The organism is Paenibacillus sp. FSL R7-277 (genome assembly GCF_000517965.1).
Classification (GTDB): Bacteria; Bacillota; Bacilli; order Paenibacillales; family Paenibacillaceae; genus Paenibacillus_AQ; species Paenibacillus_AQ silagei.
The window spans coordinates 46,538-71,258 of the sequence record NZ_ASPX01000091.1; the positions used below are offsets into that span (position 1 = coordinate 46,538).

Consider the following 24,721-nt stretch of genomic DNA (forward strand, 5'->3'; position numbering starts at 1 on the left):
CTATTCTCCTTCCTCGATGATTCCCCAATCCTTCAAGTCGATTTTTCCAGTTACCGCTTCAGAAATCAGGGATTGTTTGGCTTGTCTTAGTCTTTGAATCTGTAATTGAGATTTTTTAATAATATTTATTAGCTCTCTTTCTTTATCAATCAAATAATTCGTTATCAGTTCTTGTTCACTTTTTTCCGGAAAAGTTAAATAAACATTCTTTAAATTGCCTTGACCAATATTCTTTCTAATACTACCGCTAGCATAAGAAATTAATTGTTTCCTAACCTCTATCGAGTTAAAACAATATCTCTTAAAGTTTAATATTAAATCATTTTTGATCTCTCTTCCTCTAATAACGAAACCTCCAAAAACAACCCTTTCACAATCTTTATAAACTGTTGTCATTCCGATTTCTTCAGCTGTTTCCGAAGTTCTATTGAATAGCACATCTCCGTTAACAACGATATTCTCCGCTATTTTCTGCTTTGATATTTTAACCTTATTAGGTATCTGTTGATACGTTAAAATATCATTATCTATTACTTCCTTAACATTAATAAATTTTATTCCGTTTCCATATTGACCTGCATCAGCATTTACTCCATTTTTAAAATTCAACAGATACCCTAATTTCTTTACTGCCCACCCCCTTGGAATTAACCCTATCCACTCAATACCACTTTCCTTCATCTCCCCTGGCTGTCTTTTTACTGTATCACCATCAACTATTTTCAATTTACCAGTAACCACTTCAGAAATCAGGCTTTTTTTTGCTTCTTCTAATTTCTGAATGAGTTGCTCTTTTTTTGAGATAATAAAGTCGAATTGTGCTATTTTAATGTCGAGAAAATTGCACAAAATATTTTGTTCTGAAATTTTCGGCATTGGAAACTTTATATCCGAAATAAATGCAGTTTGGAGTACTTCTTGACCAGTAGAACCTATAATCCCAAAATTAATAATTTCCTTTCCATAATTACTCCTAAATACATAATTCAGAAAATATGGATTAATTGAATTTCTATTAACCCTTATTAAACCTAATGCTCTAGTAAATATAAACTGTAATCCACCTTTATATTTGAAGACATTAACCTTACCAATCGAACCCTTTCCAACGATCCCTATTAATATGTCATCATTTTTCAGTTTCGCTTTTATACATCCCTTATAAGTGTAGAAGGTTATTGAATCAGCACTATTATAATAGATAACATCATCATATACGTCCTTTGTTTTTAAGACTTTATATTTTGAATTTTCATCAGATATCCCAAGATCATAATTCGGATTAGGTCCTTGAGTTATCTTAATCGAATTGTATTTTATTTTCGGAATACCCCATTTCTTAGGTATTTCTCCCAGCCATTCAACCCCACTATACTTCAACTCATCCGTTGCTCTATATTTAATTTTCCCCATTACCCAATCACCTTCTTGATCTCCACTTGAATCTCTTTCTCAAGCTCTTCAATCTCAGCCATAATATCAACAAAGGGCCTTAATTCTTCATATTTATAGAAGTATCTTGTAAAGGGGATCTCATATCCGATCTTCGTCTTAGTATGGTCAATCCAAAACTCCTTCACATGAGGTTTCACTTCTTTTTCTACATAATCAAGTATGTTTTGATTTTCCTTCTTGATATGCTTCTCATTATCGAATTCGTAATCATCAACATCAATAGAGAGCGGAATGCTTTCTGTGTCTCGTAGGCTGGGATCTGCTTCTTTCTTCTTGCCAATATAACAATAATCAGCCGTTTCATCTCGTTCCGATAACCCCATCAATACTGCTTTAAATAACGTGTTGTTTAGCTTTAAGTCGTTCAGAATACTTTGGAGAACTTTTATAAACTCATCCCTGTTTTTATAGATTTGATTACTGAAATGTGATTTCAATGTATTCAAAATACTATCTTGTAGCTCTTTGCCCTTATATTGCTTCTCAAGCTCAATCAGTTCTGTTTTCTTGATCTTATGAGTTGCCCGTTTCAACTCTAAATCATCTACCTTGTCCTCATCATATAAGTTAGCGAAGGCTGATTCTGAATAGAGGTTGTCAATTCTCTCTTCTGATATCTGAAAGTTAAGTTGAAGCGGTCTGTCAATAGTTACTTTTAAATATCCAAATTCTTTATTATCGAAGATTTTACAATATTCATTTTCCTTAAAGTCACCATAAATCCTAACGATCTCTGCAATATCAGATTTACTGATTTCATTCCTTTTGGAACCTAACGATTTTCTCATCTTGTGTGAAAAGCTGCTTGCATCCACTAGTTGTATTTTCCCAGTTCTGATCGGACCGTTTAAGATGTTGTCATTCTTTCGATTCGTTACGACCCAAATATATGTGGCGATCCCTGTGTTATAGAATAAATCATTAGGCAGGGCGATAATTCCCTCCAATAGATCATTCTCAATTAACCACCTTCTGATTTCGGATTCACCTGATCCTGCATCACCTGTGAATAGAGGAGATCCGTTGAAGATAATTGCCATACGCGATCCTTTTTGGTCCTCTTGCATTTTTGAAACCATATGCTGAAGAAATAATAATGATCCATCTGACGTTCTAGGGGTTCCAGCACCGAATCGTCCCTTAAAGCTTTGTTCCTTAACTTCTTTATCAATTATGTCTTTATCCTTCTTCCAATCCACACCAAAGGGAGGATTCATTAGAGCAAATCTAACCTTTTCACTACGGTGTCCATCTGCTGTGAATGAATTGCCAAGAACAATGTTTTTTTCCTTTTGCCCTTTTATAAGAATATCCGACTTGCAAATAGCATAAGATTGCGGATTAATTTCTTGACCGAAAACTTCGATTTGAGCATTCGGATTCATTTCATGAATATAATCGGTTGCTACCGACAACATTCCTCCTGTTCCGCATGCGAAATCTCCTACCGTGAAAATGGCTCCTTCTTGAGTTAACTCCTGCTCAAGTCCATTAAAGAGTATATTGGTCATCAATACGATAACCTCTCGCGGTGTATAGTGATCCCCTGCTTCTGCATTTTCTGAGAATCGTCTAATCAATTCTTCAAAGATGTAGCCCATCTCTTGATTCGTTACTGAATTAGGATGAAGATCAATTTGAGCAAATTCTTTGATTACCAAGAACAGCATGTTGTTATCATCTAATTTCTTGATTTCCTTATCGAAATCGAAGTTCTCCATGATCTCTCTAATATTCATTGAGAAGTCCCGAATGTAGCTCTCGAAATTTGCTCTAATATTGTCTGGATCATTCAATAGATTATTAAAGTCGAATTTAGATCTATTAGAGAAACCATGACCTGTCATTCTATTAAGTATCATTTCAATATCTGTAGTTTTCGCCTTCTCAATCACTTCAGATTTGGTATCTTCAAGCAAGCTATCAAACCTTCTGAGTACTGCTAAAGGCAAGATTACATCCCCGTACTTCTCAGGTTTATACGGCCCCCTTAGAAGCTCAGCTATTTTCCATATAAAACTTACTTTATCATTAAAATTATTCATGTATATTTTTGTCTCCTCTGTCATTTAGCTCACCGTCTTGGATTTACCTGTATCACCAATAAAAATTATTTTCAGTATTTTTCGCATTTTTAACTCTCGGACTTCCTCTCAAAATAACTAGTCAGCCGATACTCACAAATCTCCCGCGTCCACTCATACAGAATTTCTCGATCATTCTCCCGCACGTTGAGCAACAGTTTAAACTGCCCCTTATTATAGGAGACAACCCTGTTAGAGCTACTGCCCCAGGTACTCATAGGCATCCTTGTAATTAGCCGGGCAGTTTTTTCTAGAGGCTCGTCCCACAGTTTACGAGTCTCATCATCTGAGAAGTCAATACTTTTCCTATTCTGGTCATCCATATAGTAAGCATAGAAAAAGGGTGCGGATTCGTCGGCCGTGATCGGTTGTAACCAATCATCCATACCCCGCTCTAGCATACTAAGCAGAACAACCATTTTATAGCTTTTTCGCATGATAGTCGATTCTGCTTCCAGCAGCCACTGCTCATAGCGTTGAGCCACTGCGGTTTCCTGCTTGTCCAATTCTTTAGATTTCAACAGAAACAAGTAATAGGAGCCAAATAGAAGACGAAACTCCTTACTATCACAAGTACCCTGCTGATGCACCTCCAGGTATGTTGGACGTCTACCTAGTTTCTTTTTTAGAGCCCTATAAGCAATAACTAAATTGACTTTGCGATTACCGGAACCGATCAGTTTCTTCTCATCTTGAATGGATTGTTCCAACTGTTTAATGAACTTGGCAACTGTCTTTGCACCAGCACCGCTAACGTTCTCTGTAATCTCAAAAAGATCATGCGGTAGATTAGAAATTGATGTCCAGCCTTGTTCATCGCGCATACTTCGAAGCAGTGCGTCACAACCGATAATTTGTAGTCCATCCAGCGAAAAATCGGACATAGATGCTGGAAAGCAAATTTCCCGTTGTTGAAATGTCAGAACGATATCTTCAAGGTCCACAGACGCTACATCTAGCCGTTCCCCTAAAACTGCTTCTGTTGTTTCCTGTACGTTAGGATTAGCCTCATTCCTTGGCTGATCCAACTCAATTATTACTTGGGCAGACGAATCGGGAATTCCCTCCGTTAGATCATTTATCGATAGATCACCGATAACCGATTCAAGCACTATTTCAAGATCATCGAGAATTCGTACCTTATCTTGCTCCTGATTTTCCTGTACGTTTAAATAGCGCTCAGCGGAGGGATCTTTCCCGGTCAAGAACCAAGCTGGTTGGCGTTTGGTTGATTGGCTTCCTTTTCTGGCGAATTTGAAATAAAGACCCTGATCTTTCAACGAAAAAAGTTCATCTTTGAGTTCCCATCCGCCGATTACCCACAAAGCTCCATTGTTTGGTCGTTTGTCAATAGTTAAAAGCCCACGACCAACCAGATAGTTGCCGATTTCCAACTTCTTGCTTGAATGGGAAGATTCAATTAACTCTATTGCATTCTTTGATGTGGCTATACCTGTCGTGCTGGCACCTAAATTCCCCTCCTCCAATGACACCGGCTGCTGCCGCGTCCACTCATCCAAACTGCCTGCCACCTTGGAGATACTTTCATGCAGAAACTTGAACTGCTCCGTCAATGTGGGCAGTAGCTTCGTCTCAATCTGCTCATTCAATAGCTGCCCCAAATGTTCACTTACAAGTTCATTTGTAACAAGATCGGGACTACTTTTTGAAGGCTGAAAGGGCATCTGATAGGCTGGCGTCTCAATCTCCAAGGATCCATAGGACTCTACATACCACGAAGCCAACGCGAAGATATGTCTGTGAGCTGTAATTGCGAGCTCAATGGGAATTAATTTGACATCGTGGGAGGCCTGATTTCCACTCAATCGTAGCCATTCAAAACTGGTTTTGATCTCTTCAGGCAAAATCCCTTCCCGAGACAATTTGTGTATTCGTTCATGATATTTTAAGGCGAACACATTTTCCAGATTCTCTTGCTTGGATACGATAGAGGCCAGTTCTTCACTGAATAGCCTGCCTTGCGTTAGCGTAGCACGTGGATTACTCCAAACCGCTTCTTCCGCATCAACAGCTAAGACAGAGAGCCCACTATGGGCCTCTTCCAAAAAAGAAAATAATGACACCATAACTTGGTTGATCGCCTCCTGTACAAAATAGAAAAACGTGTAACAGTGGTCACCATCTCACGCAGCTCCAAAGATACACGCAATATAATCAGCGCACACTAAGCATTACTCTTCTTCTGCGGAATTAGTCATTTTCTATACTTCTATAGTACTATTATACGGAAGATATTTATATCCATTTATTCGAATTATATCGAATCGTTGGCTTGTTATATTATCCACTCATTCCAGTTCAACCTAAAAACTAGCGGTTGATATTTTTACCAGTAAGCCGTAACGATTAATCTGGATTAAAACAACAACCTTCTGAAGGTTAAGTTTGAAATAGTGTCAGTGTTAATATGATTTAATTCGATTGCGCTGTCCTTAGACTGTAACATTGAAGGCCTTCCAGTTAATGAATATCATGTAGCCCCAAATTCTTCTTATCTTCAAATCCGAGAAAACCCTAAACTCGGCCTTAACAGAACAACAACGATAACCCCCAATCCCCCTAGCAACATGAAACTCCAACGATCAACAACCCGATAAAACAAATCCGGCGAGAGGTACGCTCCATTCTTATTCAGTACGTCATCAATATATCGTGCAAATATATGCGTCCCCCGTTCCAGGGTCCAATGTTGCTGACGTACAGCAGCACGAAATGGCTTGTTTGCTCTAATCGCTGAATCCAATACAGCCTCTAAGCTGTCCATTTGCACATAGTAATACTTCTCGCTCAATGCAGGATTTGCATCCTCTGCCGTCTTGAACGGCCGGACATACCGCCACCCCTTCTCATAGGTAGGATAGCTGGTATACCCATACCCTAACTCATAGAATGAAGATCCCTGGGATTTTGGCGGAATGGCCTCAATCATCGTTCCCTTGGGAATTTCTAAGGCAACCGCCGTTGCGCCGCCTGGAATCTCAGTATAATACTGCAAGGTTACAGGCGCTTCTATGCGATGTGTTAATGAATATTCAGGCTCTCCAGATATGCCGGGAAAATAGGAGCTATACGCACTCAGATCCATTTGCTCCAGCGGAATGCCTTGTACATAGGGGCTGTCCGTTGCCGCAGCTGAGAAGTCTTTGCGTAACTGGTGATTGTGAACCCACGCAGACCCTGTCCGGTAGACAACAACGCAAATGAGGATAATGACCGTCAACACGGCGCACCACCACAGGAATGGTCTAGAGACTGAGGGAACAGACATGTCATTATCCTCCTTATGGGTACAGTTTAACTAATTCACCTTGACGGTGAAGCCGGCATGCTCTGCGTAGTAATTAGGTGTCGAATACATATCCTTCACTCAAACCCATCCTCAGGCTCCCCCACCTCGAACCCTAATCCCTTTGTCGCTTCTGATTTAAACCTCTCGATCCAAGAATCCCAATCACTCTGATTCATTCGCGCAAAAAATGATAATCCGCTTGGCTCAACGGATGCCTGAATGTATACATCATCCTCTTCCTGCCCATGCCAGTGTGGAATACCTTCGATGTACCCGATCCAACCAGGCATACGCTCATATAACTTAGCAACTCTATTCCATACTTCATCGGGTAGATAATACCCTATGTTCAGATTGCAATTATGAGAGTGTATTGCCTCCATTTGCCTTCCCCCCTAGCCTCTAACCTTCAATTAAGCTTCCCTCACATCGTACCATATCTTGGAATTCGTATACTACCACGCCTAGCCATACCAACACAAATACCCTCTCCGTATAGAGAGGGCGGTCTTTCTTAACTGCTCTTATCCCATCAACGCATAGAAATACTTCGCTTCCTGTGTCTTATACAGACCATACCAAGCCTCTAATTTTTGTGGAGTCATTACATCCAGGGCTTTCAATACATGCATGGTGAATTCCAGCGGGGCGATGCCGGTTGCTGTGATCAGCTTGCTGTCCGTTACAGCAGGCTGGTTCTGGTAGAACTCTTCGCCGCTGTACGTGGGACAGATCATTTTGAGGTACTCCAGGTCATTGCTTGTATGCGGGCGTGCATTCAGCAGCCCGGCCTGGGCCAGTCCCATGGTGGCTCCGCAGATGGCTGCCACTAATATATCCTCCTGTATACATCTCTCAGCGAGCCCAAGGATCGGCTTGTGGATGGCTTCGGTCCATGTCTCACCGCCGGGTAGGATCAAGGCATCTCCGCTTACCAAGCTGCACTCATCTACCGTGATGTCAGGCATGATTTTCAGTCCGCCCATGGTAGTGATCAGTGTCTTCTCATTGGCTACGGTAACTATTGTAGATGGAGCTTGTCCCTCCTTGTAACACCTTCCCGAGTTCAGTTCAGCCGTTAGATACCCTATCTCCCAGTCTGCCATGGTGTCTAACACATATAGATATACTGTATGCTTCATGTGTAGCTCCTCTCTCTATGACTATCTCTATAATAAAACAGCTTCACTGACAACTGCTGTCAGTGAAGCTATGTAAGCTGAACATATTTCCTCTCCCTCCTATCAATAAAAAACGGATATAATCAACAGTTCCATTCCCCCCTATGAACAGCTATGCTATCTTACCTTTATGTATTTATATTGTATTGCCAAGGAGGAGTTAGCATTGACTGCGCATAACAATCTGGAAGAGTACCGTGACCCGATTAACTATGATCTGGAGTTCGGAGGGGAGACACGAAAATATCAGTTCTATTTGGAATGGGCTCAAGCGGCTGCCGGCGAGGTCTTGGAGCTGGCTTGCGGAACCGGATTGACGACTCTGCCGCTGGCTCAGGCGGGAATCGCAATGACTGGCGTTGATATTGCTTCCTCTATGCTGGCTTATGCGCGGGTGAAGGCCGGGAACTTGCCTGTAGAGTTTATCGAAGCCGATGCGCGAACCTTCCGCTCCGATAAGAAGTTTGCCATGATCTATTTAACGGGGAATGCGTTTCAGGCTTTTTTGAGCGATGAGGATCAGGCCGCCTTACTCAGTACAGTTTACCATCATCTGGAGCCCGGAGGACGTCTGATCTTCGAGACGCGTAATCCCGCAGGAACTGACCTGTCCGATGAAGGGGAGACGGGTTGGGGGCAATTCATCGATTCAGACGGCAACGTAGTCAAGGTATCGGGCACACAGACCTACGATGCGGAACGTTCCATCATGCACTGGGTAACCTATCGCGATTGGGGCTATAAGCGGACAGAGTCCCGAATCGACTGCCGTTTTACAGCATACGCTGCGCTGACGGAGTTATTGACCCGTTACGGATTTCGTATCGAGCATCAGTATGCGGACTGGGATCGTACACCGTTCACCCCCTCCTCCCCTCTCCTTATCAGCGTATGTAAGAAATCGTAAGCTTCAATCTGTTCTTTTTGCCATAATTAAGCTGACGATCTGCTTCATCTCCTCTTGGTTCAGGACGGAATACCAGCGGGTGGTTGTGTTATCCTTGCTAATCTTCGCCAGAAGCAGTTCCGTCCTATCTTCGGAGACATTCAGAATCACTCTGCGTCATTTCCAGGAATGAAGTTCAATGTAGTGATTGTTCCTCATTCCTCTTGATATCATCCTAACATTCATCCCCAAGTATATCATATGCTGGTTATCCCCTCCCCTTCGCACACCAAAGACTCCTCAGGCGAACCTGGGCATCTCGTGTTCCCTCTATTTAGTTCTGTCCTCTTTTCTAGGGAACTTCCATGTTCCTATAGCACCAGCATCATCCTATAGGACTTAAAAGTGCGTACTTCTACATTTCTTATTTACTGTTTACACTAACATCAGCCATTGATTAACGAGGGGGAATGATTAATTTGGGACAAAACTGGAAAATCTTCATACTTGCTGTGGTCTGCTTTATTGTCGGGACATCCGAATACATGATCACAGGCATTTTAGATAAAGTCGCCGCAGATACCGGAGTGACATTATCTCAGGCTGGACAGTTAATGACGGTCTACGCACTAGCCTACGCCATAGGTACCCCGGTCCTAATGGGGGTCACGGCCCGGTTTGACCGTCGAAAGTTGTTGTTGTACTCGCTTGGCTTAATTATCGTGAGTAATGCGCTAATCATGATTTTTCCGGGTTATGGATTTATGCTGCTTGCACGGATCATCATGGCGCTCGGAACTGGCGTATTTGTCGTGACATCGCTTGCCTTAGCCGCTAAGTTAGCGCCTTCGAACAAGAAGGGGAGTGCGATTGCAACGGTGCTAATGGGTGTCACCGCTTCACTTATTTTGGGCGTGCCCATTGGCCGGGTGATTGCCGCCGCGTACGATTGGAGGCTGATTTTCGGCGGTATTAGCCTTCTTGCTATGGTCAGTCTACCCGTCCTGGCAAGCTCAATACCACGGATGGAAGGTGATGAGCCGATCTCCTTTGCCAAACAACTGACTATGGTGAAGAGACCGCGAATCGCACTCTCTCTCGCTATTAACTTTTTTATGACGATGGGTTATGGCATTGCCTTCACGTATTTGTCGCCTTATCTGCTGGAAGTTGCCGGAATGAGCGATCGATGGGTAAGCGGAGCCCTGTTCGCATACGGCATCGCCAGTCTGATCGGGTCAAAGGCAGGGGGAAGCGGCACCGATCGATGGGGAGTAGCCAGAACTTTAACTGGAGCAACGTTGTTAAATATGGTGATGCTGATATTGTTATCGGTAGTCTCTGGCACTTCCATATTCCTTGTTTTCTCGGTGCTGGTGCTTTGGTCGCTCTTCTCCTGGGCAGCTTCTCCAAGCCAGCAATATGATCTTCTTACCTTGTCTCCCAAGACATCTGGTGTCATGCTTGCCCTCAACACATCTGTGCTGCAGTTGGCGATAGCGGCGGGGGCTGGACTTGGAGGCATTGTCATTAACTTTTTATCGCTGCAAGCCATTACGTGGGTCGCTGCTGCCTCCGTTGCTGTAGCGGCTATGATTTCTGCTGCGTTGTTCGGCAGGATAAGCTATCGGTCGCGCCAAGAGAGTCAAAGTGCAGAAATACTAACATCTACAGCTCCGGAATAAGCTCCGGCTCCCCTTATCAATAAAAAACGAATATAATCAACGGTTCCATTCCCGTCTATGAACAGCTATGCTATCGTACCTATTATACTTTGATAAATAAGGGAGCGAGCTGCGATTGGATGCACACTTGAATACCGCAATGGAAGCACTGGAGCAGTACTCTATAGGCTGCAAATCGGTTGATTTCATTGCACAGAGCGGCAATACGATCTACAAAGTCACTGATCTGGACAACAATAGTTACAGCCTCCGGCTGCATATCTCCAAAGGTGATGCCCTTGAGCAAATCTGGAGTAAGCGGGAGGTCCTTCAATCCGAGATGGTCTGGCTGGAAGCGTTAACCTTGGATACCGATGTGACCCTGCCTTCACCTTGTAAGAATATTCGCGGAGAATTCATTACGGACGTGAACCATACCCACTGCACTTTATTACGATGGGTGGAGGGTGAACAGAAGCCTTTCATTCCTTCTATAGAAGATGCCAGGGCCATAGGTGAATTGATCGGCAAGTTACATAAGCAAGCCTCGAACTGGAGCATGCCCGCTGCCTTTGAACGCCCGGCCTTTGATGGCTCCCGGATCAAGCAGGCCCTTAATATGATTAAGGAACGTGCTAATGCCGGACTGCTTGATGCAGGAGATACGGAGCTTCTGCTGCATGCAGGCGAGCGGGTCATTCACATGATGGACTCTATGGAGCGGACAGCCAGCAATTGGGGCATGATTCATGCCGATCTGATTCCAAGTAATTTGGTGTTTGATGGAGAAGAAGTACGGCCCATTGATTTTGGTGCTTGCGGGTTCGGTTATTACTTAGTGGATTTGGGCTGGACGTTCTCCTACATCCATCCTTCATTCAGAGAACAGTTGCTTCAGTCTTATTCCAAGCACCATCCGTTGCCGGATAACTATATTAAAAGGTTAGAGGGCTTCTTCATTGCAGCACAGCTGGAGACGATGAATTTCTGGCTGGGCCTGCCGGACTGGCAGGAATGGCTGCCCGGGCATATCGGTAAATTAGCCAGTAGAGAGATTACGGCCTACTTAAACAATGAATCGTTTCTCTTCAGCGGCGTGCCGTATTGGGAATGAACCTTCACCTGGGCTTGGCACAAACGTAAAAATAAAGACGCTGCGGGGTAACTCCCCGAGCGTCTTTGTTCTTTTTTTATAGAAGGAAGGGACTCCCTTAATTCTGCCCCCCATACCCCTTATACGTACCATAGACGGCATTCGCATACTGATCCGCCAGGATCGGGCGGCCGTAGGAATCGGTGGCTCCTGGATACCAGTTGTCGCCCCCGTTGTAATGTAAGAGTCCGTTGTAGATGTTGCCGAATCTTGCGATCTTCTCATCAAGAATCAGTCCGCCTAAGGCTACCTGATCCTGTTCGCTGCTGTGATTATAGGTACGGCCGAATTTGGCGCTGAATTGGGAGGCATACGCGGCGCGTGTATTCGGCTCGACCTGCATCAAGCCGTCACCGGCGGACGGGCTGCCCGGCAGGCCTGCTCCGAAGCTGCTCTCCTTCTTGATCACCGCGCTCAGCAGTAGTGCGAAATCTCCGCCTTTTCCGAATTTATTGTCCACATTCATGGCATAGGTCCAGATCTGGCTGGGCACCTCGGAGGGGCGGGTGACGCCGGACGCTGGCGGTGAACCGGTGTAGATTTTGACCGAAGACATCTTGTCATTCACACTCTCGCCGACCCAGGAGGAGCTTGATGTATAGGTCCACTTCGTGCCGCCGAAATTATCGTCCGCATACACTTCAACCGTCCAGCCATTCGGTACCTTGAGCGAGGACATCCAGTCATTCGGAATGCCCGCATTGTTCAACTGGGACAGCACATAATTGCCTGTTCCCAGAGTGACGGCCTTGCCGCCATAGTCCCTGTCTGCATAGAAGATGGCTCCGTTCGTGGCCGGGGGGGTGCTGGGCGTGGGTGTCGGTGTAGGTGTTGTGCTGTTCCCGCTCTTCCACAGTGCAGGAACATTCGGCGGCTCCCAGCCGGTCAGGGACGTATGCGCCTGCAGACAGGTATATGTACCTCCTCCATACGTTACGGTGTCATTCACCGCATAGGCCGTGTTCGGTGACCACGCTCCTCTCGCGGCTGCATCTGCATTCGGTAAGGCGGTGAAGAACACGGAGAGCAGTAATACGAACGCGGCCAACAGGGATACAGCTCTAGCTGACACTTTGGTATACAATAGCCAAGCCTCCTTAGATCGTTTCCCCTCATAAAATCACCCCATAAAGCCCCAAAACATAACATTAAAAAGAGCCCTCCAGGGGGCTATTCATCAGGGTACTATATTTTATTACCGATTTTCTAATTCATTCCATAAATCATGTAGTTTTTATATAGCTTGTCGAAAGGATTTTATTACCATATATTAAAAGTTAGATATTCCTTATCCAAAAGAAACGAGGATGCTCTTTTATGAAATTCAAAATAATGTTACTTATCTCAATATTTGCTTTCTTGTTTGTGGGCTGTGACATTAATGTTGTAAATGATCCTCTCCCTCAAGCAGAAATTTATCACCCGCCTTCTTCCCTCTTAGAGATTGCAATTGTGGGTAAAGTCCCTTTTGATTCCGTCAGAAATGTTAACTACATCTCTAAGAACCTCAAGGATATTGTCGAAGACCCTACTATTCATTATGACGGATTAATTATTACTAAGGATTATCTGGCTGAAGCAGCCAAGCAAGAATATAGAGATTTCTTTAGCAACCTAACGTATCCGGTATTTTTCATGGGGACGGAGAATTTGCTAGCGAAGGTATTTCTGGATGACCGTTTAACCCTTGATGCAGCAAGAATAGACGGCTTCGGCGCTAACGTATCCGGATTTGTTCTGTCGGAGGGTAAGCATTTGGAGTGGGGCTTGTATCTACCAGACAACCCTACAGAAGCAGATAAAGATATCAACATGGTTCTAAGAATCTCCAATATATTAGAAGATTTCAAGCGCAAATGGAACAAGGGGCTTCACAGTGATTGATCACTGAGAAGCCCTTGTTCCTTTTAATTATTCATCAGAATGGCATCACGGAAAAGCTCCCCTTGCACCCCTGCACGATGGATAACTCCTCACTTAATCACCTCGAGAAACTTACAATTTTCGACATATCCTTTTCCTTATCTAGCATTCTACACAGGAATTTAGCCTCTTAATGTAAGAAAAGAAAACTTAAATAGTGCAATTTCACACAATTTTCGGCAATGATGCTATCATTAAGGCAATGAGCTTAAGAATGACGAATCTTGTAGATTGGGGTCGGCTTCATGATGAGGGGTATACTAAGGTCCGGTTCTCGTAATATCTGGTTACATATCGCTGTGGTCGTAGTTATCGGGCTGATCGCAAGCTATGCCATCCTGTCTGCAACGCCGGGCGCCCCCAAGCCTCGAAGCAAGGAAGGCCTTCTGGATCTAACACATACTTCTATCCGTATGAATCCGCTGAAGTTACAGGGAGAATGGGCCTTCTATTGGCACGAGCTGCTCTCACCCGGAGACATACGAAGCCGGATGGCAGGCGGGGAACCGGCTGGCCGGGAACGATATATCAACATCCCGGGCTCCTGGCTCGGCTACCCGCTGGACGGTCAAGTGCTGAAGGGCGAAGGCTATGCCACCTTCCAGCTGGTGATCCGGCTTAGTGAGCAGGATAGTCAGGAGCGGCTGGCTCTGCGGCTGCCTACTATTTTTCATGCGTATAAGTTGTGGGTGAATGGAGAGCTGCTGACAGAGGTCGGTGTGGTGGATCAGGACAAGGAGGGCATGACGCCGAGCTTGGCTACGAGACTGGTGTTCTTCCAGCCTGAGGGTGACACGGTCGAGTTGGTTATGCAAGTAGCGAACTTCCATCATAAGCGGGGCGGCATCACCAAGAATATCGAGCTGGGCGGCAGTAATGTGTTAACGGTCCGGACCCATCTGAGGATTGCTGCGGATATGTTCATCACCGCCAGTCTGCTGGTGATCGGCGTGTATCATCTGCTGCTGTTCATGCTGCGGCGTAAAGACCGGGCACCGCTATACTTCGGTCTGTTCACTGTGATGTTCGGTATCCGCTCCCTGCTGAACGGCGAGCTTATGCTTACCCAATGGCTGCCGCATTTTCCGTGGGAGTTGCAGTTCAAGCTTGAGTATCTGATTCTATGCCTTGGCGGGTGGATGATCACGATGTATTTTGAGTGCATTTTCCCGGATTACGTGTCACGGTGGTTCCGCTATGGCAGCCGGATCGTCACCGGTGCACTCTGTCTGGTGGTTGTAGTGACTCCTGCCGTGATCTATTCAAAGATACTAGTGCTGATAGGTGTGGTCGTGGTTCTCCATATGGTGTATCTGATGGTGGGGCTTGCTCATGCGGCGGTGCGGCGGATGGAGGGAGCGCTGATCTTCCTGCTGGTGTCGGTGGTGGCTCTGGCTACGGTGATCAACGATTTCCTGTATTACAACGAATGGTCCCCCATCGGGAACAGCTCGCCGTTCGGGCTGCTTATCTTCACGGTCGCCCAGATGCTGCTGCTCTCTTCAAGATTCACGCAGGCGGCAACGAATGAAGAACGGATTGCGCGGGAGCTGCAGGAAGCCAATCTCAAGCTCACCGGGATGAATGCCAATCTGGAGCAGATCGTACTGGAACGCACCCATGCCTTATCCGCAGCTCACGAGGATCTCCGCCTGTCGTATGAACGGTTACTGCACTCCGAGGAAGGCCGAAAAAAGCTGCTGGCCTACATTACGCATGATCTGCGCATGCCGCTGTCCAGTATGCTGGGTTATGTCGAGGCGGTGATGGACAGGGTCAAGCCGGAGAGCAATGAACAGTATCTGCAGTATATCCGCGATAACACGATAAGGATCAACCGTATGATCGGGGAGCTGAGCTTCTTGTCCCATCTGGAGACAGGGCAAGTGGAGTACCGGATGGTGCCTGTTCAGGTGACTCCGTTCCTGCGCGGCTTCTATGAACAATATGAGCTGGTGGTGCGGGATGCGGGACTGGATTTCGATCTGGACATCGGGGATACAGCAGACCTGGGCGCTGGCCTGCCTGTTGCCCGGATTGATTCGCAACGATTAGAGCAGGCACTATTCAATCTGGTGTCAAATGCAATGAAGTTCACTCCTGGCGGCGGGTTAGTGCGTCTTGCCTTAGCCGTGGACGAGGTGAATGCTACCCGGTGTGCGGTCATCAGCGTGCAAGACTCCGGCATGGGTATTCCTCCAGAGCAGCTGGAGCAGATCTTCGACCGCAATTACCGGGTGGACCGGCCGGGGCTGGACATGGGCGTAGAAGGTAGCGGGCTGGGGCTGGCGATATGCAGGGAAATTGTACAAGCGCATGGCGGGAGTGTCCGGGCGGAGAGCGACGGGAAGACGGGGTCGATTTTCCAGGTCATATTGCCATTGATTCAGGAAGCAGGAGAGTGACAATAGAATGGACACATACCGAATTATGATCGTCGACGACGATCCCCATATCTGTGAGATTGTTCAGCTATACTGCCAGCGGGAAGGCTTCGAGTCCTCGTATTGCCACAGCGGGGCCGATGCTATGGTGCAGCTTGGGTCATTTAACCCGGACCTGATTGTGCTGGATGTGCTGCTGGCGAATGAGAACGGCATTGACTGGTGCAAGAACGCACGCAATTACACGAATGCCCCGATTGTGTTCCTAAGCAGCCAGGAGGAGGATGAGGTGAAGATCAGCGCCTTATCGTATGGCGGGGATGATTATGTGACCAAGCCGTTCAGTCCGGGCGTACTCATGGCCAAGATCAAGGCTCATCTCCGCAGGGTATCCGCGGGCAGAAGGGAACAGCTGCTGGAGCTGCCGGGACTGACGCTGGATTTCTATGCACAGTCGGTCCATATGGGCAGCAGAACGATTTTTCTGTCGAAAAAAGAATTCAGCCTGCTCTCCTACATGGCACAGAACGTGAATCAAGTAGTCACTGTCGATACGCTGTTTCACCTCATCTGGGGGATGAAGAGTCTGGAGGATACGCGAACGGTGGCGGTCCACATCAGTAATCTGCGCAAAAAAATCGAGCAAGACCCTATCCATCCCGAGCGGATTATTACAGTCCGGGGGGCCGGATATATGCTGGTTGCCGGGAAACGCTGAGTACAAGCGAAAACGGATTTGCCGTCCTTTTAAAGGACGGTACTGTTTCAGCGAGAAATAGAAGGCTAATTCATAACGTACAACATATAAATTCTTATATTTTAACAAATCGCTCTAACCGCGGCGGCTATAACAGTCATAATGCCCCGCGCCGCAGATCATAGAAATACTCCACCGCCGGATGCTTCCGCTGCATCTTCACGGACATCCCCTCGATCCGCTTCCGCCCGACTCTCCGGTCCATCAAAGCCAGAATATTCAGTACTATATCACTGCTCTCCAGGCTCTCCTCGATAGGAGTAACCAGGAACTTATTCGCTATTACAATGAAATTCGATTTCGTCAGGGCGGCCTGGGCCAACATCAATGCCTTGGCGTGTTCGGTGGTTAAGCGGCTTCGGGCCATGATGACTAGGCGGTCCTCAGGGATGGGCCCCTTGGCTGTCAGTCTGACTGCTTCAATGTCTTCATGGGTGACGGAGATATGGAGCTCCGGGTCATTCTTGACCTCCAGCTCAGACGAATACCAGCGGATGGGGCAGGACTTGTCGGTCATGCTGAGAATGTTCTTCTTGTCCACCGTAATATAACAGGTGCCTGATTTATCCGGCGAATAGCGGTAAGCGGGCGCCCGGTACTCTACCCGTCCTTCTAAGGATGGACTTAGGAAGCCCTCCAGTTGTTGCTTCAGTTTGCTCCAGGACATGTAATCCCTCCCTATTGAAAATGGGAAAAGGCCTGTCGGCCTCTTCTTGAAGTTCTATGTTACCATACTTCCCGTCCTTGTTGCCCGCCTGTGGAGACTTCGTGATGGATATTATCTGGGGTGATCCAAGATAGGATTTCATCCAGTGTAACCGACTTAGGGTTGATGTTAAGCTGTCCATCTTCCTTATCATGACGCACATGAATCACCCCCTCAATCCTTATACGGATCGAACTCATCCGCGCCCGCCATACATACGCCCACTGGCTTTAGCACATGCATAACCTCAATGGTCCCGGCGTGCGCGTCCAGTACTTCTTGCAGCTTGCGGTATACAAAAGGACTCTCGTCCGTCCCCGCGCCGCGTAGCACTACGCCGAACTGCCGGACCGCCTCCAGCATTTGCGCTGTCGTAATTTGACCGCCGCTGCGGGTACGGGTTTTATAGTTCATACGGCCCGCAGCCTGGGTCCGGCTCATGATTCGGCCCGCTCCATGAACGGTGCTGTAATAAGCATCCCGGTTCTCCTCGCTGTCCTTACCCCGGACGATTACGGAGATGTCTCCCATGCTGCCCCCCATAAAACCAGCCTGGCCGGGAGCCGACGGGGTTGCCCCTTTGCGGACGACGATGACTTCCTTGCCGTCATGCGTCTCTTTCCAGGCATAGTTATGATGGTTGTGCACCGCGAGATCCGCTTCCGTTCCCAGAATCGCCAAGACCTGCTGGATGACATAGTCTCTTCCCGCATAAGCATAGCGCCCGGCCAGCTTCATCGCTCTGTAATACATATCGCCCAGCTCACTGTTCAGGTCGAGCAGAACGGGCGGCTGATCCATCTTTTCCCCGGGGGCATTCGCCAGAAAGTCTCTGCCTGCTGCCAGGTTAAGGAACCCGCTCGCTGTCTTATGCCCGAAGCCTCTGCTGCCGAAATGATTGGCAATCCATACCCGGCCCGTTGCGTCTTCTTCAAGTATATCTACGAAGTGGTTGCCGCTGCCGACCGTACCGAGCTGATTCTGCGCCAGGGCCTTCAGCTTATCATGTACTCCGCTGCCCACCGCCTTGAACACCGCCCAATCCGGGTCGTCGAACAGCTCGTGTTCCACACGCTCGTTATTAACCCGTCCTACACCGAAGGAGATTCTGCGGGCAATCTCATCCATAATCCCTGAGAGCCGCGGCCGCAGCTCCTCTATCTTCAAGCCGGTCCGCACCGCCTTATTCCCGCATCCGATATCGTAGCCTACGCCAGACGGGGAAATCTGTCTATCGTATACGACCACGCCGCCGATTGGCTGGCTGTAGCCTTTATGATGATCCGCCATCAGCAGGGTCTGCACCACATTTCCATTCTCCGCACACACCCGTGCCTGCACCAGTGCTCCTTCATCCGGCTTCCCCCACACGCGCACACCGTCAATATTCTGATAAGCCATATCTTTTCAACCTCCTATGTTCGGGATCACCCGACGCTTCTGTGTCTATATTCGCTTATATCGGGTCCCAGGTACATGGCGGAAGTATTACGATTGGGTAGATATAACAAAATAGAGGACAGGCTTGTTGGCTCCAGGATTATCCCCTGCCATTCATCCGGTCCTCAGTTCATTTACGCATTCGTATCACCCTTGCTCTCCCATACGCCAACATTATAGATGAATACGTCCAGGGTAACGCTGTTCAATGATTCTGGAATCCGTCCGGCAGCGTACGTTCTTATAAAATAAGTAATTCTCCATCACGGAAATAATAAATATTCTCCCGTTTAAAACCGTACAATCCATTTCTGTGCTTAATATGCGGCTCAAATGTAAATAGTGATCCTTCACTAAGCTTCATCTTATTCCCGGACTCAAAGTATTTTCTGTGATCTTTATCGAATTCGATGGTGTGCCCCAAATTTCCGGAAAAATCAAGATTAATGTAACCAAGTTGTTGGACAACCTCATTCATGTATAAGTAGACTTCTTCAAAAGTCATGCCCGGTCTTACAAAATCCATAAATTTGTTATGGAGCTCCTTTTCGGCGTTAATTCCATGTGAAAATTCTAGTGCAGATTCATTATTGGTATGTGCAATTGCGTCTTCGGCAATGACTTTTCCATCAATCACTATTAGTGTTCGTGCATAGTCTCCCCAATAGGCGTTAATCTCTGGACTAAGATCTATAGTCACGATATCATTTCTGCGGACCAATGTATCCGAAGGCTTATACTTCTTACCCGACTCGGACCTAATTGTTCTCTTCCCAACGTGAACAAATGCCCCTACACCGTGATACCAAAAACTATGAATCCCCTTATCTCTCATAATCTCTTCGGCTCTATAGACGATTTCCTTTTCTGTGATGCCTTCTTTAATTATCCCCTGTAATTGACTTATAGTAGCTTTTGCGATGGATTGAACGTAAGTATACTGTGACAGATGCTCCACTCTAAAACCTCTCTCCCCTTGACCGCGCGGATCGCGGCTGCTGGCATTCTATTAAGTCTGATTCTCCGCAACCCTAAGGCAAGCCGTACGCCTGATGAAAGAGTGACGGCCCCAAAAAGAGTGCTTTCTTCGGGTTGGACTTATTAGGATGAATCTGAGGTTCCAGGCAACACGATCACTGTCGGATAACCGATATCCTTGCCATCATGGGCTTGATAATTGAGACCCTTGATCCCGTCTTCTCTTAACTCTGCGGTCTGCCCGCTTCCATAAGTGAATTTATCTTGCTCTACTTTGGTAATAAGCCATTCTCCGCTGCGTTTCTCCAAGGTATATTTCTTAGCAGTTGCGGTGAACGGCTGATCCTTCAATTCTTTATGTTCGAACGTGTATATGTTGGCTTGATTGGAGCTACTCCCTGCATACACATCCGATATGCGAACCGTTGCACTAAGCTTATCCATTTCCGCTCCACGAAGGATTTGAAGCATACGCTCTTTGAGTATGTCGTACTCCTCTTGCGGCATATTCGCCAGATCATCCCGGGTGTATGTTGCAGCATCATATTCGAATACAATATCACCGCTGATCGATGCCCAATATTCTTCACTTACCAGTTCATTTACAGCTTTATGATATTGTCTATATGATTTATGAAGGTTAAGGAGATTATACTCACTCTGTTCAACGATCCTCACCTGCTCCACCATCTGCCGCTTCTCGGAATCGCTTATTGAAGAACCAGAACTGCATGCTGCTAATAGGGATATACACAAGACCAGCAACCCGCACATTAAGCTTTTATAGCTCATGCTCCTCCCCCTTACCTGCCGTTTGTCTGAGCCACTGCGTAATGCCCCCGAAGCTCTTCTAACCGCGCAACATCCTTCATCCCTACGCATTCGAGTCCAGCATCGCCGGAATATTGATTTCCTTCACACAGGAAGCCTTGGACAGGTTCATGACGCATTGCACCAGGGATACGATATCCTGAAGCGGAATCTGCGCACCGTTATAGGCGGACAAGACGGGCTCCACCCCAGCCTCCAATGGAATCTGTGTGGCAATCTCGCCAGGATTGATGACAGTCACACCGATGCCGTATTTCTTCACATGCTCCCTCACCGCATTGGCAATCCCGCGCAGACCGAACTTGGACGCGGCGAACGTTACCTGGGTGTAATCATTATGGTCAAGACCTGCCGTAGAACCAATCAAGAAGATTTTGGCGTTCTCTGACTTTATAAGATTGGGCAAAAGCTTCTGGATGCACGTAATCGCCGAAGTCACATTGATGTTAATAATGCTGGCAATCTCAGCCGGATCATCCTGCTCAAAATCATAGTCATCGCTGAACCCCTTGCTCTCCCATACGCCAACATTATAGATGAATACGTCCAGGGTAACGCCGTTCAATGATTCTGTGATCCGCCCCGCAGCATCCGGCTTCGCCAAGTCAGCCTCAATCCAGGTCCGCTGAACCCCATCCTCCAGCTTCATGCTGTCCGGATATGTTCTGGAGACCACCCAGACCTGATCGCCCGCCACCGGCAGCGCCTTGACGAAGGCCTCTCCCAAGCCTTTACTTGCTCCGAAAATAATAAAGTTTCTCATACGCCCTCCCTCGAGTCCCCAAGCTCTTCCGCCCCGTCTTGCTCCTTGCCTGCGAATTCATCCAGCAGTGCACGCACCTCACGGGTGGACTTGGTGTTCATTAGATTATTTCTGAGTTCACTGGCGCCGCGGAAGCCGCGGACGTAGATTTTGAAGAAGCGGGGCAGCGGCTTGAAGGAACGGGGTTCCATCGCCGAATAGTGATCGTGCAGATCTAGGTGCAGCCTAAGCAGATCCAGAAGCTCCTTGCTGCTATGCTCCCTTGGCTCCTGTTCGAACGCATACGGATTATGAAAAATCCCGCGCCCGATCATAATCCCGTCTACCCCATACTCTGCGGCCAGCTTCAGGCCCGTCTCCCGGTCTGCAATGTCCCCGTTAATCGTCAGCAGGGTGTCCGGCGCGATCTCATCCCGCAGCTTTTTAATCTCAGGAATCAGCTCCCAGTGGGCCGGGACCTTGCTCATCTCCTCCCGCGTACGCAGATGGATGGACAGATTCACAATGTCCTGCTGCAAAATATGAGTCAACCAGCCCCGCCATTCGTCCACGCTGCTGAATCCGAGCCGGGTCTTGACGCTGACGGGCAGTCCTCCGGCCTTCGCCGCCTGTATGATCTCCGCTGCGGTCTCCGGACGGCAGATCAGGCCGCTGCCCTTCCCGTTCTCGGCTACATTCGCTACAGGACAACCCATGTTCAGATCGATGCCCTTGAAGCCCTCTTCAGCCATGCTCATGCTCATCTTCCGGAAATACTCCGGCTTGTCCCCCCAGATGTGCGCGACCATCGGCTGTTCATCCTCGGTGAAGGTTAACCGCCCCCGCACCGCCTGCTTCCCCTCCGGGTGAGCATAGCTCTCTGTATTGACGAACTCCGTAAAAAACACATCCGGCCGGCCCGCCGCACTCACCACATGACGAAACACTACATCCGTCACATCCTCCATCGGAGCCAGTATAAAAAAAGGGCGTGGCAATTCACGCCAGAAATTATTTATCATATGAAGTACCTCTCTATGCGTGCCGGGATAATCCCTTATCCGGCTGTAGTAAAACTAAATTATATCATAACTCCTTGGGATTTGTAGCCGCCAGCCAAGGCCCCCTCTACAGACAAACAACCCCAGAGAATCCTCTGAGGTTGTTTGTGTCTCAATCCGCTTGAACTCTGCCTAACCACACCTGCCATAATCTCTTCTGTCCTCCTCTAGCCCTTGGGTTTCAACTGCTTAATCACGGACATCATCAGGATAATCATCCCCGTGCCGAAGCCTGACATTGATAGGGGAGCCAGGACGAACCGCATGATCTCCCCCTGCACCCAGAAGCTTGCCAGCATGACCACCATACAGATCACGGTGAAAATCCCAACCGTCAGCGTCCCCACGAAATCCGTCAGACTATGATTGTCCTCACGCGCCAGAGTGATCCGGTTCTCCTTCAATAGTGGCAGCTCCAGCAGCTTCGGGATATAGTCCTCCAGCCGCCCCTTCACCTTGCTTAGCTGCTCCTTGACGATCTGCCCCTGATCCATCTGCTCTGCGAAGGACTGGCTCGCTGCGGATAAGGAATACGAATCATCCACAGAGGACAAGGTCCCGTCCAGGGTAATAATCGCCCGGAAGGCCCCGGCCACCGTCGGCTTCAAAGACATTCCCAGCTCGGTAATCATCGACATCAGCCGTCTCATCATGACACTGGTAGGATCAGGCGAGAAAGAGGCTTCGGATAAAAGCCTGCCGAGGCGCCGCTCGATCATTCTCACATCCAGCAGCTCCCCTTCTTCACAGACTCCGGCCAGGCCCTGGGCCATCTGCTTCGTATCCTTCCGGCTGTAGCCCATCAGGAAATTCATCATCCCGGCCCGCTCCTCCTCCGTCAGATAACCCACGGAACCGAAGTCAATCAGCGCGACCTTCCCGTCTTGGGTCAGCATCAGATTGCCGGGATGCGGGTCGGCGTGGAAGATGCCGATCATCAGAATCTGCTGCAGGAATGCGTGCATGATCATTTCGGACACATCGCTGCTCACCTTTCGGGTGAACCGGTGCCCTTCAATATATTCCATGGTCAGAATCTGCTTGGTCGAGTACTCGGCGTAGATCTTCGGCACTTGTATCGGAATATCGTGTTCCTGGAATGCTTGGCGCAGCAGGTTGGTATTCAGCGCTTCGATGTCGAAGTCCGTCTCTTCAATCAGATTCGTTTTGAAGCCTTGGGCGAGCTGGATTAAGCCGAGTCTTTGGATTTTGGAGGAGCGTTCGGAGAGCCGGGTCACGAATTGGATTAACAGATCCAGATCTACGCTCATCTTCTGCTTCACATCCGGCCGCAGGATTTTGACAACTATCTTCTCTCCCGTGGACTTCAGCCGTGCCAGATGCACCTGACCGATCGAAGCGGCTGCAATGGGCTCCATTCCGAAGTCTTCATACGTCTCCTCCAGATCGCCGATTCTGCTGTCGATGATCTCCTTCAGCTCCTTCCGGCTGAGCGGCTTAACCTGGTCATGCAGGCTGGAGAACGCTTCGATATATTGCGCAGGCAGCAGATCCTTCTTGGTCGATAAGACCTGCCCGAACTTCACGAAGACTCCGCCCATGTTATCCAGAATGGCAGCAATCACCTGCGGCAGCTTCGCATGATCCTGCTGGAGCAGATGGTTCAGCCCTTTGCGTGAAGCGATCCAGAGCAGACGGATCATACGCCTGAAGCCCCGTACCTTACCCATCACATACCCGAGCGGGTTCCCGGACTGAAGCAGCTTGAAATTGAATACGCTAAGCAGCATGTAGGTATAGCAGGAGATAAATAGAATCAGCAGCGGGTAATAGATGAACATCACCCTGACCATCTCCGCTTCGGAGGGAACCACAGGCTGCTTGAAGTAGGTTGAGGTTATGATGAGAGTAACAACGGACGTGCTGAAAAGAATCGCCACCATCAACTGGAACTGTTCATGCTTGAAGGTCCTGATGCTGCTTATAATGAAATACAGAATGAACGCCACGACAATAATGCTGCTCATATAGAATTGCTCCAGCACTTGCACTAGCATACTGACCGCCACCGCGCTGATAAGCGGCATCACGATCTTATGCTTCGCATTGAATATATAGGCAAGCGCTACGAACACACCGAAACATATAAGCATTACTATGAAAAAGAACATCCTCCAGCCCCCTGTATCCGCTTCATTATTCCCA

Annotated in this window: 21 protein-coding genes; 6 read left to right on the plus strand and 15 right to left on the minus strand. The window is 47.6% G+C overall.

Translation table 11 applies throughout. The features are described 5' to 3' along the window. The 6 genes from C173_RS26570 to C173_RS26595 form a co-directional block, all read right to left on the minus strand. Complete coding sequence (locus C173_RS26570) at positions 1 to 1,413, minus strand: restriction endonuclease subunit S (protein WP_036730814.1); 1,413 nt, start codon at positions 1,411 to 1,413, stop codon at positions 1 to 3. Beyond that, the gene (locus C173_RS26575) at positions 1,413 to 3,500 is read right to left on the minus strand and encodes a type I restriction-modification system subunit M (RefSeq protein WP_036730816.1); all 2,088 of its coding nucleotides are present in this window, start codon (positions 3,498 to 3,500) and stop codon (positions 1,413 to 1,415) included. The genes C173_RS26570 and C173_RS26575 overlap by 1 nt, the downstream gene beginning before the upstream one ends. Positions 3,501 to 3,589: 89 nt before the next feature. After that, complete coding sequence (locus tag C173_RS33090) at positions 3,590 to 5,626, minus strand: DUF4145 domain-containing protein (RefSeq protein ID WP_051478457.1); 2,037 nt, start codon at positions 5,624 to 5,626, stop codon at positions 3,590 to 3,592. Between the two features lie 431 nt (positions 5,627 to 6,057). Further along, positions 6,058 to 6,828 carry a hypothetical protein gene (locus C173_RS26585; RefSeq protein ID WP_036730818.1) on the minus strand — a complete coding sequence of 257 codons (771 nt, stop codon included), beginning with the start codon at positions 6,826 to 6,828 and terminating at the stop codon, positions 6,058 to 6,060. Between the two features lie 95 nt (positions 6,829 to 6,923). Next, positions 6,924 to 7,232, minus strand: coding sequence for a hypothetical protein (locus C173_RS26590; RefSeq protein ID WP_036730820.1), 309 nt, complete (start codon positions 7,230 to 7,232; stop codon positions 6,924 to 6,926). Positions 7,233 to 7,373: 141 nt separating this feature from the next. After that, positions 7,374 to 7,991, minus strand: coding sequence for a type 1 glutamine amidotransferase family protein (locus C173_RS26595; RefSeq protein ID WP_036730822.1), 618 nt, complete (start codon positions 7,989 to 7,991; stop codon positions 7,374 to 7,376). 205 nt (positions 7,992 to 8,196) lie between these two features. Here C173_RS26595 and C173_RS26600 point away from each other — a divergent pair, with 205 nt between their 5' ends. From C173_RS26600 to C173_RS26610, 3 genes are all read left to right on the plus strand, one after another. After that, complete coding sequence (locus C173_RS26600) at positions 8,197 to 8,937, plus strand: class I SAM-dependent methyltransferase (protein WP_235192033.1); 741 nt, start codon at positions 8,197 to 8,199, stop codon at positions 8,935 to 8,937. 458 nt (positions 8,938 to 9,395) lie between these two features. Continuing rightward, positions 9,396 to 10,601, plus strand: coding sequence for an MFS transporter (locus tag C173_RS26605; RefSeq protein ID WP_036730986.1), 1,206 nt, complete (start codon positions 9,396 to 9,398; stop codon positions 10,599 to 10,601). Between the two features lie 127 nt (positions 10,602 to 10,728). Further along, the gene (locus C173_RS26610) at positions 10,729 to 11,694 is read left to right on the plus strand and encodes a phosphotransferase enzyme family protein (protein WP_235192034.1); all 966 of its coding nucleotides are present in this window, start codon (positions 10,729 to 10,731) and stop codon (positions 11,692 to 11,694) included. A gap of 97 nt (positions 11,695 to 11,791) precedes the next feature. Here C173_RS26610 and C173_RS26615 read toward each other — a convergent pair whose 3' ends face one another. Then, a complete protein-coding gene (locus C173_RS26615) occupies positions 11,792 to 12,817 on the minus strand; it encodes a carbohydrate-binding protein (RefSeq protein ID WP_036730826.1) in 1,026 nt (341 codons plus the stop codon). A 233-nt stretch (positions 12,818 to 13,050) separates the two neighbouring features. On the opposite strand from C173_RS26615, the gene C173_RS26620 reads away from it, so the two are divergent. The 3 genes from C173_RS26620 (at position 13,051) to C173_RS26630 (ending at position 16,758) form a co-directional block, all read left to right on the plus strand. Continuing rightward, a complete protein-coding gene (locus C173_RS26620; protein WP_036730828.1) occupies positions 13,051 to 13,617 on the plus strand; it encodes a hypothetical protein in 567 nt (188 codons plus the stop codon). Positions 13,618 to 13,901: 284 nt separating this feature from the next. After that, a complete protein-coding gene (locus tag C173_RS26625) occupies positions 13,902 to 16,061 on the plus strand; it encodes a sensor histidine kinase (RefSeq protein ID WP_036730830.1) in 2,160 nt (719 codons plus the stop codon). Positions 16,062 to 16,068: 7 nt separating this feature from the next. Continuing rightward, positions 16,069 to 16,758 carry a response regulator transcription factor gene (locus tag C173_RS26630; RefSeq protein ID WP_036730832.1) on the plus strand — a complete coding sequence of 230 codons (690 nt, stop codon included), beginning with the start codon at positions 16,069 to 16,071 and terminating at the stop codon, positions 16,756 to 16,758. Between the two features lie 136 nt (positions 16,759 to 16,894). Here the strand turns inward: C173_RS26630 and C173_RS26635 are convergent, their stop codons facing one another. From C173_RS26635 to C173_RS26665, 8 genes are all read right to left on the minus strand, one after another. Then, positions 16,895 to 17,464: an SF0329 family protein gene (locus C173_RS26635; RefSeq protein WP_036730834.1), complete on the minus strand. Its 570-nt coding sequence runs from the start codon at positions 17,462 to 17,464 to the stop codon at positions 16,895 to 16,897. 59 nt (positions 17,465 to 17,523) lie between these two features. Next, entirely contained in the window at positions 17,524 to 17,703 is a 180-nt protein-coding gene (locus C173_RS33895) for an AbrB/MazE/SpoVT family DNA-binding domain-containing protein (RefSeq protein ID WP_081751355.1), read from the minus strand. Beyond that, the gene (locus tag C173_RS26640) at positions 17,678 to 18,904 is read right to left on the minus strand and encodes an RtcB family protein (RefSeq protein WP_036730836.1); all 1,227 of its coding nucleotides are present in this window, start codon (positions 18,902 to 18,904) and stop codon (positions 17,678 to 17,680) included. The genes C173_RS33895 and C173_RS26640 overlap by 26 nt, the downstream gene beginning before the upstream one ends. 280 nt (positions 18,905 to 19,184) lie before the next feature. Continuing rightward, positions 19,185 to 19,901 carry a M24 family metallopeptidase gene (locus C173_RS33900; protein WP_155991654.1) on the minus strand — a complete coding sequence of 239 codons (717 nt, stop codon included), beginning with the start codon at positions 19,899 to 19,901 and terminating at the stop codon, positions 19,185 to 19,187. Positions 19,902 to 20,044: 143 nt separating this feature from the next. After that, on the minus strand, positions 20,045 to 20,713 hold the full coding sequence (locus C173_RS26650; RefSeq protein ID WP_155991655.1) for a hypothetical protein: 669 nt from the start codon (positions 20,711 to 20,713) through the stop codon (positions 20,045 to 20,047). 82 nt (positions 20,714 to 20,795) lie between these two features. Beyond that, a complete protein-coding gene (locus C173_RS26655; RefSeq protein WP_036730840.1) occupies positions 20,796 to 21,515 on the minus strand; it encodes an SDR family NAD(P)-dependent oxidoreductase in 720 nt (239 codons plus the stop codon). Then, entirely contained in the window at positions 21,512 to 22,516 is a 1,005-nt protein-coding gene (locus C173_RS26660; protein ID WP_036730842.1) for a tRNA dihydrouridine synthase, read from the minus strand. Before C173_RS26660 ends, C173_RS26655 begins: the two co-directional genes overlap by 4 nt. A gap of 206 nt (positions 22,517 to 22,722) precedes the next feature. After that, a complete protein-coding gene (locus tag C173_RS26665; RefSeq protein ID WP_235192035.1) occupies positions 22,723 to 24,669 on the minus strand; it encodes an ABC1 kinase family protein in 1,947 nt (648 codons plus the stop codon). Positions 24,670 to 24,721: the final 52 nt, after the last annotated feature.

Excerpts from the sequence above, each read along its gene's own strand:
- C173_RS26570 (WP_036730814.1), bottom strand. The coding sequence starts at position 1,413 with ATGGGGAAAATTAAATATAGAGCAACGGATGAGTTGAAGTATAGTGGG.
- C173_RS26575 (WP_036730816.1), bottom strand. The coding sequence starts at position 3,500 with ATGAATAATTTTAATGATAAAGTAAGTTTTATATGGAAAATAGCTGAG.
- C173_RS33090 (WP_051478457.1), bottom strand. The coding sequence starts at position 5,626 with ATGGTGTCATTATTTTCTTTTTTGGAAGAGGCCCATAGTGGGCTCTCT.
- C173_RS26585 (WP_036730818.1), bottom strand. The coding sequence starts at position 6,828 with ATGTCTGTTCCCTCAGTCTCTAGACCATTCCTGTGGTGGTGCGCCGTG.
- C173_RS26590 (WP_036730820.1), bottom strand. The coding sequence starts at position 7,232 with ATGGAGGCAATACACTCTCATAATTGCAATCTGAACATAGGGTATTAT.
- C173_RS26595 (WP_036730822.1), bottom strand. The coding sequence starts at position 7,991 with ATGAAGCATACAGTATATCTATATGTGTTAGACACCATGGCAGACTGG.
- C173_RS26620 (WP_036730828.1), top strand. The coding sequence starts at position 13,051 with ATGAAATTCAAAATAATGTTACTTATCTCAATATTTGCTTTCTTGTTT.
- C173_RS26625 (WP_036730830.1), top strand. The coding sequence starts at position 13,902 with ATGATGAGGGGTATACTAAGGTCCGGTTCTCGTAATATCTGGTTACAT.
- C173_RS26630 (WP_036730832.1), top strand. The coding sequence starts at position 16,069 with ATGGACACATACCGAATTATGATCGTCGACGACGATCCCCATATCTGT.
- C173_RS26635 (WP_036730834.1), bottom strand. The coding sequence starts at position 17,464 with ATGTCCTGGAGCAAACTGAAGCAACAACTGGAGGGCTTCCTAAGTCCA.
- C173_RS33895 (WP_081751355.1), bottom strand. The coding sequence starts at position 17,703 with ATGAGTTCGATCCGTATAAGGATTGAGGGGGTGATTCATGTGCGTCAT.
- C173_RS26640 (WP_036730836.1), bottom strand. The coding sequence starts at position 18,904 with ATGGCTTATCAGAATATTGACGGTGTGCGCGTGTGGGGGAAGCCGGAT.
- C173_RS26650 (WP_155991655.1), bottom strand. The coding sequence starts at position 20,713 with ATGAGCTATAAAAGCTTAATGTGCGGGTTGCTGGTCTTGTGTATATCC.
- C173_RS26655 (WP_036730840.1), bottom strand. The coding sequence starts at position 21,515 with ATGAGAAACTTTATTATTTTCGGAGCAAGTAAAGGCTTGGGAGAGGCC.
- C173_RS26660 (WP_036730842.1), bottom strand. The coding sequence starts at position 22,516 with ATGATAAATAATTTCTGGCGTGAATTGCCACGCCCTTTTTTTATACTG.
- C173_RS26665 (WP_235192035.1), bottom strand. The coding sequence starts at position 24,669 with ATGCTTATATGTTTCGGTGTGTTCGTAGCGCTTGCCTATATATTCAAT.